This window comes from Aeromonas molluscorum, from assembly GCF_051376105.1.
Lineage (GTDB): Bacteria > Pseudomonadota > Gammaproteobacteria > Enterobacterales > Aeromonadaceae > Aeromonas > Aeromonas molluscorum.
Window position 1 is genome coordinate 1,461,258 of record NZ_JBPQCY010000001.1, and the last position, 14,406, is coordinate 1,475,663.

Annotated in this window: 18 protein-coding genes and 4 pseudogenes; 19 read left to right on the top strand and 3 right to left on the bottom strand. The window is 55.8% G+C overall.

The features are described 5' to 3' along the window. Window positions 1-37 precede the first annotated feature (37 nt). From ACSMDR_RS07005 to ACSMDR_RS07060, 12 genes are all read left to right on the top strand, one after another. Entirely contained in the window at window positions 38-214 is a 177-nt protein-coding gene (locus tag ACSMDR_RS07005; RefSeq protein ID WP_436467742.1) for a hypothetical protein, read from the top strand. Then, window positions 211-393 carry a hypothetical protein gene (locus tag ACSMDR_RS07010; RefSeq protein ID WP_436467743.1) on the top strand — a complete coding sequence of 61 codons (183 nt, stop codon included), beginning with the start codon at window positions 211-213 and terminating at the stop codon, window positions 391-393. Before ACSMDR_RS07005 ends, ACSMDR_RS07010 begins: the two co-directional genes overlap by 4 nt. Continuing rightward, a complete protein-coding gene (locus ACSMDR_RS07015) occupies window positions 390-701 on the top strand; it encodes a hypothetical protein (RefSeq protein ID WP_436467744.1) in 312 nt (103 codons plus the stop codon). The genes ACSMDR_RS07010 and ACSMDR_RS07015 overlap by 4 nt, the downstream gene beginning before the upstream one ends. Continuing rightward, on the top strand, window positions 698-904 hold the full coding sequence (locus ACSMDR_RS07020) for a hypothetical protein (protein WP_436467745.1): 207 nt from the start codon (window positions 698-700) through the stop codon (window positions 902-904). The genes ACSMDR_RS07015 and ACSMDR_RS07020 overlap by 4 nt, the downstream gene beginning before the upstream one ends. A 101-nt stretch (window positions 905-1,005) precedes the next feature. Next, window positions 1,006-1,338, top strand: a complete 333-nt coding sequence (locus tag ACSMDR_RS07025; protein ID WP_436467746.1) for a hypothetical protein — start codon at window positions 1,006-1,008, stop codon at window positions 1,336-1,338. 229 nt (window positions 1,339-1,567) lie between these two features. After that, window positions 1,568-3,958, top strand: a complete 2,391-nt coding sequence (locus ACSMDR_RS07030) for a replication endonuclease (protein ID WP_436467747.1) — start codon at window positions 1,568-1,570, stop codon at window positions 3,956-3,958. Window positions 3,959-3,968: 10 nt separating this feature from the next. Further along, window positions 3,969-4,565, top strand: coding sequence for a 3'-5' exonuclease (locus ACSMDR_RS07035; RefSeq protein ID WP_224432191.1), 597 nt, complete (start codon window positions 3,969-3,971; stop codon window positions 4,563-4,565). 3 nt (window positions 4,566-4,568) lie between these two features. Beyond that, window positions 4,569-4,814 carry a DUF7415 domain-containing protein gene (locus ACSMDR_RS07040; RefSeq protein WP_436467748.1) on the top strand — a complete coding sequence of 82 codons (246 nt, stop codon included), beginning with the start codon at window positions 4,569-4,571 and terminating at the stop codon, window positions 4,812-4,814. Further along, window positions 4,811-5,161, top strand: coding sequence for a hypothetical protein (locus ACSMDR_RS07045; protein WP_436467749.1), 351 nt, complete (start codon window positions 4,811-4,813; stop codon window positions 5,159-5,161). The genes ACSMDR_RS07040 and ACSMDR_RS07045 overlap by 4 nt, the downstream gene beginning before the upstream one ends. Beyond that, on the top strand, window positions 5,158-5,355 hold the full coding sequence (locus ACSMDR_RS07050; protein WP_436467750.1) for a hypothetical protein: 198 nt from the start codon (window positions 5,158-5,160) through the stop codon (window positions 5,353-5,355). The genes ACSMDR_RS07045 and ACSMDR_RS07050 overlap by 4 nt, the downstream gene beginning before the upstream one ends. Beyond that, window positions 5,352-5,693, top strand: coding sequence for a hypothetical protein (locus ACSMDR_RS07055; protein ID WP_436467751.1), 342 nt, complete (start codon window positions 5,352-5,354; stop codon window positions 5,691-5,693). Before ACSMDR_RS07050 ends, ACSMDR_RS07055 begins: the two co-directional genes overlap by 4 nt. 100 nt (window positions 5,694-5,793) lie before the next feature. Beyond that, on the top strand, window positions 5,794-6,129 hold the full coding sequence (locus ACSMDR_RS07060; RefSeq protein ID WP_436467752.1) for a hypothetical protein: 336 nt from the start codon (window positions 5,794-5,796) through the stop codon (window positions 6,127-6,129). A 16-nt stretch (window positions 6,130-6,145) separates the two neighbouring features. On the opposite strand, the gene ACSMDR_RS07065 is transcribed toward ACSMDR_RS07060, so the two are convergent. Beyond that, window positions 6,146-6,295: a DUF4113 domain-containing protein gene (locus tag ACSMDR_RS07065; protein ID WP_240039242.1), complete on the bottom strand. Its 150-nt coding sequence runs from the start codon at window positions 6,293-6,295 to the stop codon at window positions 6,146-6,148. A gap of 326 nt (window positions 6,296-6,621) precedes the next feature. On the opposite strand from ACSMDR_RS07065, the pseudogene ACSMDR_RS07070 reads away from it, so the two are divergent. Both ACSMDR_RS07070 and ACSMDR_RS07075 read left to right on the top strand, forming a co-directional pair. Beyond that, window positions 6,622-6,708, top strand: a pseudogene (locus tag ACSMDR_RS07070) (IS5/IS1182 family transposase); the annotation flags it as partial. 39 nt (window positions 6,709-6,747) lie between these two features. After that, window positions 6,748-8,502 (top strand): DUF6056 family protein, encoded by a 1,755-nt coding sequence (locus ACSMDR_RS07075; RefSeq protein WP_436467753.1) that lies wholly within the window; start codon window positions 6,748-6,750, stop codon window positions 8,500-8,502. 1,083 nt (window positions 8,503-9,585) lie between these two features. Here ACSMDR_RS07075 and ACSMDR_RS07080 read toward each other — a convergent pair. Beyond that, window positions 9,586-10,662: a phage portal protein gene (locus ACSMDR_RS07080; protein WP_436467754.1), complete on the bottom strand. Its 1,077-nt coding sequence runs from the start codon at window positions 10,660-10,662 to the stop codon at window positions 9,586-9,588. Beyond that, on the bottom strand, window positions 10,662-12,425 hold the full coding sequence (locus ACSMDR_RS07085; RefSeq protein WP_436467755.1) for a terminase ATPase subunit family protein: 1,764 nt from the start codon (window positions 12,423-12,425) through the stop codon (window positions 10,662-10,664). The genes ACSMDR_RS07080 and ACSMDR_RS07085 overlap by 1 nt, the downstream gene beginning before the upstream one ends. A gap of 148 nt (window positions 12,426-12,573) precedes the next feature. Between ACSMDR_RS07085 and ACSMDR_RS07090 the strand changes: the two genes are divergently transcribed. The 5 genes and pseudogenes from ACSMDR_RS07090 to ACSMDR_RS07110 all read left to right on the top strand — a co-directional run. Next, window positions 12,574-13,398, top strand: a complete 825-nt coding sequence (locus ACSMDR_RS07090; RefSeq protein WP_436467756.1) for a GPO family capsid scaffolding protein — start codon at window positions 12,574-12,576, stop codon at window positions 13,396-13,398. Between the two features lie 11 nt (window positions 13,399-13,409). After that, a pseudogene (locus ACSMDR_RS07095) lies at window positions 13,410-13,544 on the top strand (P2 family phage major capsid protein); the annotation flags it as partial. 85 nt (window positions 13,545-13,629) lie between these two features. Then, window positions 13,630-13,932, top strand: a complete 303-nt coding sequence (locus ACSMDR_RS07100; RefSeq protein WP_436468215.1) for a P2 family phage major capsid protein — start codon at window positions 13,630-13,632, stop codon at window positions 13,930-13,932. Beyond that, window positions 13,877-14,173: pseudogene (locus ACSMDR_RS07105) on the top strand (P2 family phage major capsid protein). Before ACSMDR_RS07100 ends, ACSMDR_RS07105 begins: the two are co-directional and overlap by 56 nt. 38 nt (window positions 14,174-14,211) lie before the next feature. Further along, window positions 14,212-14,355: pseudogene (locus tag ACSMDR_RS07110) on the top strand (P2 family phage major capsid protein); the annotation flags it as partial. Window positions 14,356-14,406 lie beyond the last annotated feature (51 nt).

A 14,406-nucleotide genomic window follows, 5' to 3' on the forward strand; every position in this document is an offset into this window, starting at 1 on the left:
TCCGCAAAGTCGCCAATGACCTGCAAGGCGGTGCCCAATGATCGCCATCACCAGCAAGCACACCGCCCAATCCCCTGCCGATGCCATCGCCTACCTGGTGCGCCACGGCTACATCAAGGTGCGCGGCCACTGGCTCCGAGGCCAACGCCATGCAGCCCGTATCGAGCCCCTGTCCTCTGGCCGCGCCTGTGTATTGGAAGGAGTGTCGGTATGAGCAAAACCATCATGACCCTCGCCAGCCTGAAACAGTGGATAGCCGAGAACGAATCCAGCCTGACCACGACCGCCCCGCTCTGTTGCTGCGGCGAACTGGGTATCTCCATCCGTATCGAAGCGGGCCATGTTGCCATCGATGAGCCGGATTACAGCGAAGTGGAAGGGGGGGCCCTATGACCGACGACCTGTTTGAACAGGAAGCCACGAGCGATGGGCTTGGCGGCGCAGAAGCTGGCCCAGCCCATATGCAGCCGCCGGCGCCGGTCAGCCAGCTGACCAAGCACTGGGAAGCGGCCCGCGCTGAATACGATCAGGCTCGGGTTTTGTGGGCTGATCTCGATGCGTCTGAGCTGTTGGCGCTGGGCGCCATCCGCGCCGTGTACTGGCTGGCCGTCGGTAGCGCCGAGCTGGCCCTGGCTAAAGAAATCGCCGAGTGGTGGGCTGATTGTGAACCGCTCCACGGCCTGGGGGAGACCATCAAATGATCCACGACTTCTGGCTTGATGCCATGTTGAGCGACGCAGCGCGCCGCCGGGAATACCAACTCGAATTATTGAATGCCCGTCGACGTCCCTGCCGCCCACACAGCTATATCAAAACCATGCTGAACATGGTGCGCGCAGCCCGCCGCTGCGAGCGCCAATCTGCCGCCCGTCTGCGCCAGTCATACAACGGAGGCGCTATCTAATGACCCATCAAAAACCAGCCGGGCTTGCCCCGGCTTTGGGCTCTCTGCGCCCGATTGTCGTCCCTCCCTCCACATTGGAACCCTGCACCCACTGCAAAAACATGGCCGTTTGCCTGCCCGTTGCCGGGCGCTATGGCCGCCGCTCCTATCCCTACTGCGTTAACGAATGCTGGTCACTGGCCCGCGCTGCCAGTGAAACCGTGATAAAGGCGGCCCCTGCTTCTCGCCCCTCCATGCGTTGCAGTTGCTGCGGCGACTTCGGCCCAGTGTTCGCAGTGCGCCTGACGAGCGGTTGGACTGACCTGATGTTCTGCGAAGCCAACTGCTGGTCTGATCGGTTGGCAACCCTGGACATGGTACCGACCTGCAACAAGTGCGGCCGCTTCCTGCAACCGCAGGAATACACCAATGGCAAATGCGGGGTGTGCAAATGAAAAATAATAACCAACCAAAGACCTGTGCCGACTGTCAGCACCAAGCAACAAATTGCCGCGGTGAGTCAGTGTGTACCCGCCGCTGGGTGATCAAACACACCGATCACTCAACCGGCATCACCACTGAAAGCCTGACCCTGTGCCAAACCACCTATCTTGAGCGTCGCCGTTGGGCGCCCTGGGCATGTGGTCGGAATGGCCGCCATTTTGCAGCCAAGGCGGTGACCCGATGATGACGCCAGTCACTAACCTGCAGGGCATTCAGCTCCCCCCGATTTATCGCTCTGGTCACCACGCCATCAACATGGCTGGTGCTGCCGAGAAGCTGGCATCCGTCGAGTGGCATGTTGCCAAGCCGCTGGCTAAAACCTACCTGCACCGTTACCCGGCCAACCCCAAAACAGCCAATATCTGGCTGCGTCGTATTGTGGACGTTTGCAGCAAGGCGGCTGCCCGCTTTCCTATCCCGGTGGTCGACCTGCGCAACGATGTTCGCCGGGAAATGGCGGCTGCAGAATGGGCCCGTCGCTGCCAGACACTGCTCAACAATGGCACCGAGCATCAGTGGGATGCCGAACAACTTCTGGCAGACCTTGGCGCTCAGGCTCGGGCCTGGAACTTCTGCCCAACTTTGCCAAAAGACCCACGCACTCAGGCTGAACGTTTGCTGTGCCGCCCACTGATTGCTGGTGAGCGAGCCGCTATGGATCCACAGATAGAGAAATTCGAAGGCGCCGCCGCCAGCCTGCTGGTGCGCCTGCTCGACGAGTCGTGGTGGCTACGCAAGATTAACCGCGCCTGGGCTGTCTATTGCGAGCTGATCGCCATCCTCACCGGCCAGGTACGTAAAGGGGTCAGCCCCTACGCCAGTGCCCACGCCGTGCGCGAGTTCACCCAGCGCAAGGCGGCCCAGCGGGCATGGATGGAGAGCATGAGCGCCGTCAACGAGGAGCTGGGGCAAGAGATCGATCTGACTGACGCCATCATGGCATCCGTGGCCAACCCCGAGATCCGCCGTCATGAGCTGATGGTGCGGATGCGGGGCTTTGAGGACATGGCACAGGAACAGGGCAAGCTGGGCCTGTTCCTGACCCTGACCGCCCCATCCAGCTATCACGCCTGGCGGGTGGGCAAACAAGACAAGTCCAAGACATACCAGAACGAAGCCTTTAACAACGCCACCCCGACCGAGACCAACCGCCTGCTGTGTAAACAGTGGGCCCGCTTTCGTGCCGCGCTGGCGCGGGAAAAGGTCGGGGCCTTTGGTTTTCGGGTGGTGGAGCCGCACCACGACGCCACCCCGCACTGGCACTGCCTGCTGTTCATCAATCCGGAACATCAGCACGTCTTTCTGACCCTGCTGGCCTTTCACTTCACTGCTGCCGAACGGGCCGAACTGAACATGCCCAACGGCAGCGAGCTGGACGCGCTGGCCAAGTCGCGCACCCGCAACAAGCTGCCACATATCAAGAGCCTGCTCGACATCACTGACAAGCAGACCATCAAGGCCATCAACCCCAGGGTGAACTGGAAAGAGATCGACCCGACCAAGGGCAGCGCCACCGGCTATATCGCCAAGTACATCGCCAAGAACATCGACGGCCATGCCGTGGGGATGGACTACGAGGCCGAGGCCCCCGTAGACCACACCACCATTGCCGTGGCTGCCTGGGCGAGCTGCTGGCGCATCCGCCAGTTTCAGCAGATCGGTGGCCCTGCCGTGAGCGTGTGGCGCGAGCTGCGCCGCCTGGGCGACGAGGTGATCGAATGGGACTGCGTGCTGGAATTAGCCCGCCAAGCGGCTGACAACAACCGCTGGGGCGACTTCATCAACGCCATGGGCGGCATCGATGCCCCGCGCAAAGAACATCTGATCCGCCTCTCCAAGCGCCTGGATGAAGCCGCCAACAAGTATGGCGAGGACGTGATCAAGTTGCTGGGGGTGATCTCTGACGTGGGCATGACCACGGCCGTCACCCGCACCGAAGGCTGGCAGATAGTGCGCAAGGGGGCAGCGGTGTCGGGTTTGGGCGAGCAGCGCGAGCATGCAGTGGGCGAGCGCAGCGAGTTGACCTTGAGCGGCGGCAGCCGCGCCCCTTGGAGTTCTGTCAATAACTGTACGGAAGGATCTAAATCAGGGGTTAAAGGATCCACTCTGGCTAAAGAGTTGATCCGTATGGGTCTCGATGAAAGCAGCGCGGCCCTGCTGCAACACGGCAGCATCATCAATGCCGGCGGCCAGTATGTGCGACTGCGGGGTGATCGGCTGATTGTGACCCGTCACTGGCCAGGTGCTGGCGATGCGGTCACCAATCAGCTGACCGCCGAGGTGGAAGCCGAACTGGCCCGCAACCGGGCCGCCAGCAGCAGCGCGCTGAAACAGCAGGCCCGCGAGCTGATGCACTCCGGCGGCAGCGTCACCAACTGGCTGGCCGACCTGCCGCTGACCCAGGCCGAAGAGGCGGTCGCCATCTTCACCCGCCTGCTGGATGACGAAGAAGACCGGGGCAGCTATCAGCCCAGCGAACAGGAGCAAGCCCGCGCCGCGAGCATGCAAGCCGACAACGACCGTCATAAGGCGGAGATTGCCAAGGCGCGGGCGCGCCTGGGCGTTAACTGAGGGAATGAAGATGAAAAACGTAATGCTGGATCTGGAAACCATGGGCAAAGGCCCGAACGCGGCAATCGTCACCATCGGGGGAGTGTTCTTTGACCCGATGACCGGTGAACTGGGCGCAGAGTTCGAGGCGCATATCGACCTACGAGATAGCGCAAGGTTTGGGGAGATAGACCCTGACACCGTGCTGTGGTGGCTGGGGCAGAGTGATGAAGCACGCGCGGCCATAGCCTATAACGTAGATGGCGAAAAACGGATGGCGCTTCTCCAGGCACTGCAAAAGTTTCAGGAGTGGCTGATGCAAGAAGGCAAGCGCCCCTGTGTGTGGGGTAACGGTGCTGGGTTTGACTGCACCATCATGGCCAGCGCCTATGATGCGGTGAACAAAGTGCGTTTTATTGGCTACTGGAACGGATTTAAGGATCGGGATGTGCGCACCGTTGTTGATATGGGGCGTGACCTTCTGGGCTTTGACCCTAAGAAAGACATGCCATTCGAGGGTGTGGCCCATCGCGCGCTGGACGATGCCAAGCATCAGGCCCGCTACGTCAGCGCCATCTATCAGCGGATACAGGCAGCAATGAATGGCTGCGGAATGGTTGGGGGATAAGGGATGAAGCACATCAACTGGAATCAGGCCAGCGAATTGGGGCTTATCATGCGCATAAACCGTGAAATCCTTCACCCATTGGGGCTGGCCATGACCCGCAACCCAGAGAATGGTGCATCGGAGATGCTATTGGTGAGTGACGATGGGATCTGGGAATACGACCAGATGCTCACCCTCAAGGTGCCGCAGGTAAGCGAAGAGGAAGCCCGGGCAAAGATTACAGAGTGGACGAAGGAGCCGCAGGCATGACTGACACCATCACCCGCTCCGACATCGAGCGCCTGCAGCCGCATTGCCTGCGGCTATGGCCCATCATCCAGCAGCACCCGCCGGGATCGGCGGGTCGCACTGCCATCACCCGCGAACTCAATGGCCTGCCGGACGCCGACCGCCACATCTGCGATCAGTTGCTCGACCGCATGGAACGAGTCATCAGGTTCGAGGATGCCTGGTTCCCCTTCTTCCAGGGCGAGCTCGACACCCTAACTCCACCGACCAAGCCAAAGCGAACGGTAAGCGTCACCGGCCCAGGTTATCGCCAGGTAGGCAAAGACACCCGGGCGCGTCGTGGCATCTACGCAAGGAGGTCATCGTGAAGACGATCCCCATTCAGCTATCCACCATTGTCGATGGTCGTGAGTGGAAGCTATTCACCATTCGCTACACCACCCCCGAGGCTGATTTCGAGTTTTATATCCACGCCCTGTCGTGGGATCACGCCAACATCATCTTGCAGGACATCCGCGAAAGCGGGCGCGTTTCTGGCCAGGTTGTGGGGGTACGCCGATGAAGACTGCCAAAGACGCCAAAGCGCGCAAGGAAGAACAGCGCAAGCGCCAGGCCGCGCTCGGCATCAAGCGGGTGGAAGTAGCCCTCTCCACCCGTGAGCGCGAGACACTGGAGACCCTGCGCCGGGCTCGCGCTGGATCTGGTGAGCCCTACAGCGCCGATGAGTACATCAGTACCCTGCTGCGCCGCGACTGGGAACGCTGGCAGCAACAACAAGCAGAGCTGGCCGTGCAGACCTGCCCCAACTGCGAGTGCGCACTGCCAGAGGGTTGCGGCGGCACCTTCAAGGGCGAGGCGACATGCTGGCACACATCTGGGGATCAAATCTTGGCGTTGTGACCGGTCACAGTGTCGATATTTGGCATAGTCCTCCCCTGATGACCTGAGATGACTATCAGGTGTAAGCTGCCTCGAACGAGGCTTGAATGGGATACCCAAGATGGAACGCCTGAAAGACCTGCTTGTAACACTGATAATGGAGCCAGTGGTGATGAAGTTCTTTGGTGGCTTGCTGATGCTATCCTCTTTGGCGGCAATGATGCTGGGCGTCAGAACACTCCTGTTTGAACGCCGTCTCGAACGGGCTTTTGCCAGAATCCAGACCATTACAGATGGCAAAGCTGCACTCCCTCCTCCACCAGGGCTGTTTGACCAGTGGCCCATCATCCAGGCCATGATCCCGGAGACCTTCATTGGGTTCCTCACTTGGGCCAGCTTTTTTACCGCCGGATGGATGATGGTGAGCTTTGGCAAGCAGATCGAACGTATGTACTGACAGGTTAGAGCAGCAGTTACTTCACCACCGGCAGCTCACCGAGCGCGGTGGTATAGCGGGGGCTTAACTGCTCCCGCTTCATCATCCACTCTCGGGTGTCGCGGCCTCTGGCCGCGAAGTAGACCTTCCCCAACCGCCCTTGGTTGATCTTGTCGATGACCTGCATCAGCGCCTCACTGCGCGGGGAAGCAAATAGGGCTATTTTATCCCCAGGGCGAGATTATGAACGTTTTTTAAGCTAAAAATGAGAACAAAACAAACAAAGAACGCTCACCAAATAAGCGCAGCCAACCCGATTTAAGCTTGGGAAGCTCGCTTATTGAACACTTCGCTTTGCTTTTGCTCACTCATGATCTCACCCTGATTTTCTCCCAGAGTTCATCACTTATCTGTCAGCTCCTGTTTGCCATGTCACACTTCTAACACTACCCATTATAGTATTTATATGGTATTTTTTCAATATCCATGAATCGCTTTCGCTGGATATAGACTCGCTGGGAAAAGAAGTGCGAAAGTTACGAGGCTATGTTGTATTTTGCCTGTGGTCTCATTGTTTGGAATAATAGCCTACTTGGATAGGCTCTTAGTGTTTTTCAACTGAAAATTATGGGGTGAGTGGTGAATGTAAAGTTACGTTATGAATACCTCCTGTTCGCTGTATGCTGTGCTTTTATTTTTTCCTTATTGGTTGCTGTCCAGATTAATGTCCCGATGCAATCAGATGATTATAGTTACTTAAGTCTTGGTGGTAATATTGAGGGGCTAATAAATCATTACCTATCTTGGAGTGGGCGTCTAGCTGCGGACGTGACTAGTAGCACAATGCTTTCATTGTTTCACAAAAACATATACTCAGCATTAAATAGCCTTGCACTAGTTTCATTATTGCTGCTGTGTACCATGCTACCGTCATTTATCTTTAATAAAAAATCGACAGCTAGAGATTGCTTGACATTTCTTATTCTATTCTTTGTGTACTGGATTGCCAATCCAAATCTTGGTCAAACCACTTTCTGGATAGTCGGATCAGCAAATTATCTTTGGACAACACTATACACATTGATATTTTTTTGTGTTTTTTCGTTAGCTGTAAATCGAAGTGCGAGAAAGATATATATCCCAGTCATTTTTTTATGTGGTTTCGCTGGTGGTATAACAAATGAGCATACTGGATGGACAGCATTTGCGTTTGTTTTGTTCAGCTATCTATGTCACCGATTTGATAAAAACCAGCTACAGATGCGTTATATATATGCGTCAGGTTTTTTAGGTGGCCTGTTAGGATGGCTAGTTCTTATTCTTTCCCCAGGGAATATCAATAGAGCAAATAGGTTCCAAGAATGGTACTCAAAGGGGATTCTTGAGAGGATTGATATACATTTGTATTATAGACTGCCAAACATCTTGAGTAGTTATATTTTTGCTTTCATTCTGATTGTTTTAATTTTGGCGCTGCAAATGGCATTTACATCGCCAAAACATTTAAAGCCTACTTCTGATGATAGACTATGCATAGAAAAACCAAATGTATTAGGTCGATGGTTTTTATTTTTCCTAGTTTGTGGTTTTTTATCTAGCCTAATGCTAGTAGGTGCTCCAGCTCCACCACCTAGGACAGGAAATGGCACTCTAGTTTTATTTTTGATAGCAGCGTCATTATTAATGCATTCACACAATAGAGAGTTTACTAAAGGTGGCGCTTGCTTAGCCTATTATGGGGTGGTATTTTCTTTTGCGCTAGTCTATTTTATTCCGTCGTATTATCTCCTCCATTTCTCAATGAAAAGAACTCATTATCAAGAACAGGTGAGAAATATTTTAATCGCAGATGCTATTAAGTCTGGCGCAACAACTGTATCAATTCCAGACTTTAAATTTTCAAGGCTTATCAAATTTAATGATAGGTTTGACCTTTATCATAACGGCCCTATGATGGCCAGATATCATGGCGGCCACCTAAAAGATATAACTATATCAAACATTTGGTTTGACTATGGTGCAATAATTGAAAATAATTATGAATTACCCATCAACAAAGAAATATATAATAAACTAGCTTTGAATAAGATCATATTTTATTCAGAACCGAACCAACCCTTCTTTAAAAATTCACAATGGGCATTATTTGAATTTAATGCAGAGCCATCTTTTATCTTGACTAAAGATAGAAAAATATTTATCAATTTTAAAAGCTCCAATCATGCGGGAGAAATTAAAATTGATATGGGAAGACCACATACTGCAAAGATTGGAAATAAATTCTATTATGCTCATCCATTACCTGATGATGCACTAAATGGTAAAGTAAAAAGCGTACAACTTGGCGTTTACAATAACACTGGCAAGGATAGTGATATTCTTATTGATTTTTAAGGTATCGCTTAAGACGGAGAGGTTTAGTTGGTTGCATCATCATCATCCATGAAAAATTAACTCGTAATATGAGGTAGATTATTATCTAAATCGACCAAGAGTTAATGCCCAAGTTAGAGCCAATCCCAGTCAGGGCGAGAATGCGAACATTTTTTGAGCATTCCTGCCCTGTTTGACGGGCAGCGCAGGCTGTGAGCACCCAGTTTTTCGGGGGATGACATTTTAGGTGGCCTAAAGGATCAGGGTAAGACCGCGAACGTTTTTTGAATGATATAAGAGGTGTTGACCGACCAATCCGGGCGTGACCTTATACTCCCTTTACGGGAGTTCCGTCATTTGGCATGGCAGCCTATTAATGTACGCGGCATAACAACTATCAGATATGCTTCGGTTGTCGTTAACAAAGAAAATAGTGTCGGATGAGAATGGTATCAAACACGCATCAACGTAGTGAGTAAAATGAAACCTACGGGACTAATTTGAGTTTGTTTTTTGATGAAGGCCGCATTGTTGGACGAACAAAGAAATGATAAGCAACAATGACCACAGCTAAAAGGCAATTTTCCCTTCTAAATAACTGATCCCAATAGTGCTACATCTTGCCGGAAACCTAGTGGCGTAAGGCATTTGTGCAATCTGGTGGCAAAGCCTGAAGTGACAAAACTCAGCGAACGATGCGTGCTCCATGCCACTTATAGAAGCTGTACGAGTACAGTGGTCTACTATTCGGAACAGCTATTTAGAGTGAAAGAAACTGGCAGAAAATGAAGGATCACAAAAAGGATCCGGTATCCCGCACGCGGCCAGTGCTGGCGCGAGGAGCCGCTCCCCTGCCCCTGTCGTTCACCTGCATGATTTTCCACACATAAAGCGGGCAGGCGGGGCGGGGTTCCGATTGCGCGCTGGCGGTGCTGGCCGGGGGGCGGCAGGCTGCGCCAGTCGCTCCGGGTGCTCGCGGAAGGATCCGCGATGGTGCAAGGGTGGGTCGCACTGGCGATGCCGCAGCGGGCCGCTGATGCGACCAGGTGAGGGGCAAAAGAAAACCCCGCCAGATGGCGGGGTGGTCGGGATGGGTTGCCCGGGTCAGCGCAGCTGATCACCCTGGGCGGCCTGCTCGGTACCGGCGGCCAGCTTGTACGGATTGAATCGGATAATCTCCTCCCCTGCCCAGTCGTTCATCGCCAGCAGGCTGGCCTTGATGCTGTCGATCTCGTTGACGTCGAACACCTGGGCGGCCTCCGTCACATTGCCAAACCCGCCAGTGCTGTTCGGCATCACCCCCATCAGCTGGGGCGGTACCCGGTGGGTGGCCAGCTGGTCATCCCGGCTCACGTTCTTGATGCTCAAGAAGTCATCCTTGGCCGCTACCTCTGCCACCGGGATCAGCTGCACCCCGTCTTTCTTCCCACCAGGGGTATAGAGCAGCAGGTTGCGGAAGTTGCCGGGGCCCTTGCTCTGACGTAGCGCCTCCCGCAGCTTGGTGATGTCCCCCTCATTCTGCAGCGGGTCCGTGATGTGCATTATGAAACCGGCGTGGCTGCCGTTCTCATAGTACCGGCGGCGAAACAGGGTGGCCGACTCGTTCAGCAAGGTCGAATTCAATCCGCCAACGTAGTCGGGGATGCCGTAGATCTCCTGGTTGATGTCGCTCTCCATCACGTGCCCAACCCGACCGGCGGGCAGCTCCTGTTCCTGCCCAGGCTGGGCAATCCACCAATAGGTGGCCATATCCAGAGCGCGCCGGGTGTACTTGGCGCGCAGATGGTCATAGCGCAGCACGCCGCCGAGCCTGTTCTGCACAGCCTGCAGGTAGCCGTTGCCAAAAATAAGATAGTCCAGCGCCAACCCGGTGAAGCCCGCCAGACTCAGTTTCGGATGAGGGATGAAACACGATCGCAAGATGTTGCGCTTCACCTGGATGGCAGAGGCATGATGCACCCCGGCCCGATAGACCCGCGACAGCCCATTGAGGGAGAGCGGCGGCTCATACCAGCGGCCGTTGTGCATCGACTCAAGATAATCGAACACCTCCCGCTGCGATAAGACCGGCACCGGCTCGCCAAAGGTGAACGCCTCGATGGCCTCGCCACCGGATTGCTGGGTTGCCGCCACTGGCGGTGTCGGGTTGAAAGAGGGGCGACGATTGCGACGTTTGCTCATTAGAAAAACTCCATAGAACCGGTATTGGTGCCGTTGGCGCCTGCCAGTGGCTCATGTAAAAGGGCGTGCATGGTTGCCCAGGCGATATCTGCGTGGCTGGTCTCTTCGGAACGGCTGGCCTCAAAGGTCGGCATCTTGCCAGCGGTAACCCCCCGGCGGATGCTCATAAAGGCGGCGGCCAAATCATTCCAACCGCTGTCAAACTCCAGCCGCCCCTTGTTCATCACGTCGAGCGCCTTCATCACCATCTGAATTTTGACGCTCGGGTTGTACTGGATGGATGTAACTGCCGGATAGAATGGCTTCACATTCTGATAAACACCCTCCCCGATCCCGGTCGTATCAATGCCGATATACGCCACGTTGTAACGGAGCGTCATCTGGCGGATGGCCTCGGCCTGAGCGGCAAAATCCATCCCTTTCCACTGGTGGCGCTCAAGCACCCGAAATTTGCCGCCAGGTACCGCAGGCGGGGCCAGCACGACGCATCCGGCGCTATCACCCTTGCCGCCCTTGGCAGGGTCATAGCCGATCCACACAGGCCGGTTGCCCATTGGCCGAATCGCAAAGGGTTTGTAGTCATCCCACAGCTCCCAGCTATCGACCATGCAGCGCATAAGCATCGCCAGTGGAAACACGCTGGCCGTGTCGTCCATGAACATGCACATCAGCAGGTTGCTGTATTCATCATCGGAATACTCACTGCGCAGCTGATCCAGGTCGAACAGGTCACAGCCGCCGCGCACCGCATCTTCGACCGTGACAATCTGCCGCCACTGGCCATCGGCGCACAGCTTGCCACCAGACAGATTGGCGTGGCTCAGGTCAATCTCGACCCGGTCAGCTTTGGCCTTGCCCCGGTTGAAGTTGGCACCGGACCAGAACGCATAGGCGGGATGGGAAAGGCTGGATGGGGTGGAGATGTAGGTCTGGCGCCACTTCTTGTGCATCGCCATGCCGGACGCCACCTTGCGAAACTCAAGGAAGCCATGGATCCAGAAATACTCGTCCATGTAGATATTGCCGTGGTAGCTCTGGGCGGTGCGGGCGTTGGTGCCAAGGAAATAGAGGTGCGCCCCGTTCGGCAGCACCATGGGGTCGCCTTTAAGCTCGACCCCTTCATCCTTGGCAAACTGGATGATGTACTGCTTGAACACATGGGCCTGCGCCTTGCTGGCTGACAGGAATATCTGATTACGCCCGGTCACCAGGGCATCAATGAACGCCTCGAAGGCAAAGAAGTAAGTGGCCCCTATCTGGCGCGACTTGAGCAGATCACGGATCCGGTGCTGCTTGCCCGCCTCGTACCAGGTGCGCTGATAGCCAAACATGGTCGACTCGAACCGCTCGATTAGGCGCTCTTGCTGCTCGGGCTCCACCACATTGCGCTCGGGCGCCTTCTTCGGCCCCTTGTTGCGGTTCGCCACCTTGGGATTCAGGTCGGTTTCATTACCGCCGTTGCTGTACTTGTTGACCCGGGCGACCCGCTCCAACTGGCGGCCCAGCAGGTCAATCTCCTTGAAATCGCCGCCGGTCTTCATCTCCTTGGCGATCAGCTGGCACATCCGCGCTTCAAGCGCAAAATCGACCCGATCAATCGGTTTGATGTCCTCCCAGCCGTCACGGGATTTCCATGTGCCGATCGTCCCTTCAGGGGTCGCCAGCAGCTCCGCAATAGCTCGGATCTTGTACCCCTGAAAATACAGGTGCATAGCCTGTCTGCGGGGCTCGATATGGGGAAAAAGTAAGGGTGCTGTAGTCATGGCGCCAGTCTACCGACCAAGACAAGCACCCTGACGCCCGCGCCAGTGTATCCACCGTGGATACACTGGCCGCCGATTGCACGATCCCGCCTCTCACCCAGACCATAACCGCGACATCACCACCCAATCACCAAAGGGATCCCAACCCATGGCTAAGTCCAAGTTTTTCCGTGTTGCCGTCGAAGGGGGCACGACCGATGGCCGCACCATCACCCGCGAATGGGTCGAGCAGATGGCCCAGCGCTATAACCCGCAAACCTACGGTGCCCGAGTCAACATGGAGCACTATCGCGGTTTCGATCCGGAAGGCCTGTTCAAGATGTATGGCGACATCACCGCAGCCAAGGCCGAAGAGATCACCATCGAGGGCGAAAAACGTCTGGCACTGTTCGTCCAGATTGACCCAACCCCGGCGCTGGTTGAACTCAACGAGAAGCGCCAGAAGGTATACACCTCCGTCGAGATCCACCCCAACCTCAACGGTAAAGGCGCCTACCTGACGGGGCTCGCTATCACCGACAGCCCGGCCAGCTTGGGCACCGATTTGCTCCAGTTCTGCGCCGGGGCGGGTGAAAACTCCCCACTTGCTGCTCGCAAACAGCACAAAGAAAGCCTGTTCACCGAAGGGCTCGAAACCATCATCGAATTCGAAGACGAGCAGAAAAAAAGCCCTGGCCTGCTGGAGCGGGTCACCGCGTTGTTCTCCACCCACAAAAAGCAATCCGGCGCTGACTTCAGCGATGTGCATCAGGCCGTCGAAGCCGTGGCCACCGAGGTCACCAGCCTCGATACCGGCATGCAGAAGAAGTTCACCGAACAGGCCGCCACCATCACCGAACTGTCCAGCCAGCAGCAAGCCACCGCAAAAGAACTGGCTGACCTCACCGCCAAGCTGGAAGGCCAGGAAGAGTTTAGCCACAAGCGCCAGCCCGCCACCGGCGCCCAAGGCACCACCATCGAAACCGACTGCTAAGGACCCCATCCATGCGTAACGAAACCCGCCAGAAGTTTAACGAGTTCACCAGCCAGGTGGCCAAGCTCAACGCCATCACCAGCGCCATAGTGCAGTTCAACGTGCAGCCGAGCGTCCAGCAGACCCTAGAAACCAAGATGCAGGAGTCGGTGAAGTTCTTGGAAATGATCAACGTGGTCGGCGTGCCGGAGCAGGAGGGCGAGAAACTGGGGGCTGGGTATCAACAACACCATCGCCGGTACTACCGACACCACCAAGGAAGATCGCCAGGCGGTAGACCCGACCGATCTGACTGGCAACCGCTACCGCTGCGAGCAGACCAACTTCGACACAGCCTTGCGCTACGCCAAGATCGACGCCTGGGCCAAGTTCAAGGACTTCCAGACCCGTATCCGCGACGCCATCCTGCAACGTCAGGCGCTCGACCACACGACCAATCGGGTTTTACGGCGTCACCCGTGCCGCCAAATCCAACAGGGTGAACAACCCCCTGCTGCAAGACGTCAACAAGGGCTGGCTGCAGAAGATCCGTGAAGACAAGCCGGGGAACGTGCTGGATGAGGTGAAGAGGGTTGGCGCGTCGTCATCAAGGTCGGCTCTGGCATCACCCTGGACGATGGTTACAACAACCTCGACGCCCTGGTGATGGATGCCGTTGACCGAGCTGCTGGGCCCCACCTACCGTGATGACACCGAACTGGTGGCCATCGTCGGTCGCAAACTGCTGCACGACAAGTATTTCCCCATGGTCAACAAAGACCATGACAACGACTGAAAAGATGGCGGTCGGACGTCATCATCAGCCAGAAGCGAATGGGCGGCCTGCCTGCCGTGCGCGTCCCCAGCTTCCCGGACAACGCCATCCTGGTCACCCGGCTGGATAACCTCTCCATGACTGGCAGGAGGGCGCCCGCCGCCGCACCATCCTCGACAACGCCAAGCGCGACCGCATCGTCAACTACCGAATCGGTCAACGAGGCTTATGTGGTCGAAGACTACGAAGGCGCC

Bases quoted from the DNA above. Each gene is read 5' to 3' on its own strand.
- ACSMDR_RS07005 (WP_436467742.1), top strand. From the start codon at position 38: ATGATCGCCATCACCAGCAAGCACACCGCCCAATCCCCTGCCGATGCC.
- ACSMDR_RS07010 (WP_436467743.1), top strand. From the start codon at position 211: ATGAGCAAAACCATCATGACCCTCGCCAGCCTGAAACAGTGGATAGCC.
- ACSMDR_RS07015 (WP_436467744.1), top strand. From the start codon at position 390: ATGACCGACGACCTGTTTGAACAGGAAGCCACGAGCGATGGGCTTGGC.
- ACSMDR_RS07020 (WP_436467745.1), top strand. From the start codon at position 698: ATGATCCACGACTTCTGGCTTGATGCCATGTTGAGCGACGCAGCGCGC.
- ACSMDR_RS07025 (WP_436467746.1), top strand. From the start codon at position 1,006: ATGGCCGTTTGCCTGCCCGTTGCCGGGCGCTATGGCCGCCGCTCCTAT.
- ACSMDR_RS07030 (WP_436467747.1), top strand. From the start codon at position 1,568: ATGATGACGCCAGTCACTAACCTGCAGGGCATTCAGCTCCCCCCGATT.
- ACSMDR_RS07035 (WP_224432191.1), top strand. From the start codon at position 3,969: ATGAAAAACGTAATGCTGGATCTGGAAACCATGGGCAAAGGCCCGAAC.
- ACSMDR_RS07040 (WP_436467748.1), top strand. From the start codon at position 4,569: ATGAAGCACATCAACTGGAATCAGGCCAGCGAATTGGGGCTTATCATG.
- ACSMDR_RS07045 (WP_436467749.1), top strand. From the start codon at position 4,811: ATGACTGACACCATCACCCGCTCCGACATCGAGCGCCTGCAGCCGCAT.
- ACSMDR_RS07055 (WP_436467751.1), top strand. From the start codon at position 5,352: ATGAAGACTGCCAAAGACGCCAAAGCGCGCAAGGAAGAACAGCGCAAG.
- ACSMDR_RS07060 (WP_436467752.1), top strand. From the start codon at position 5,794: ATGGAACGCCTGAAAGACCTGCTTGTAACACTGATAATGGAGCCAGTG.
- ACSMDR_RS07065 (WP_240039242.1), bottom strand. From the start codon at position 6,295: ATGCAGGTCATCGACAAGATCAACCAAGGGCGGTTGGGGAAGGTCTAC.
- ACSMDR_RS07080 (WP_436467754.1), bottom strand. From the start codon at position 10,662: ATGAGCAAACGTCGCAATCGTCGCCCCTCTTTCAACCCGACACCGCCA.
- ACSMDR_RS07085 (WP_436467755.1), bottom strand. From the start codon at position 12,425: ATGACTACAGCACCCTTACTTTTTCCCCATATCGAGCCCCGCAGACAG.
- ACSMDR_RS07090 (WP_436467756.1), top strand. From the start codon at position 12,574: ATGGCTAAGTCCAAGTTTTTCCGTGTTGCCGTCGAAGGGGGCACGACC.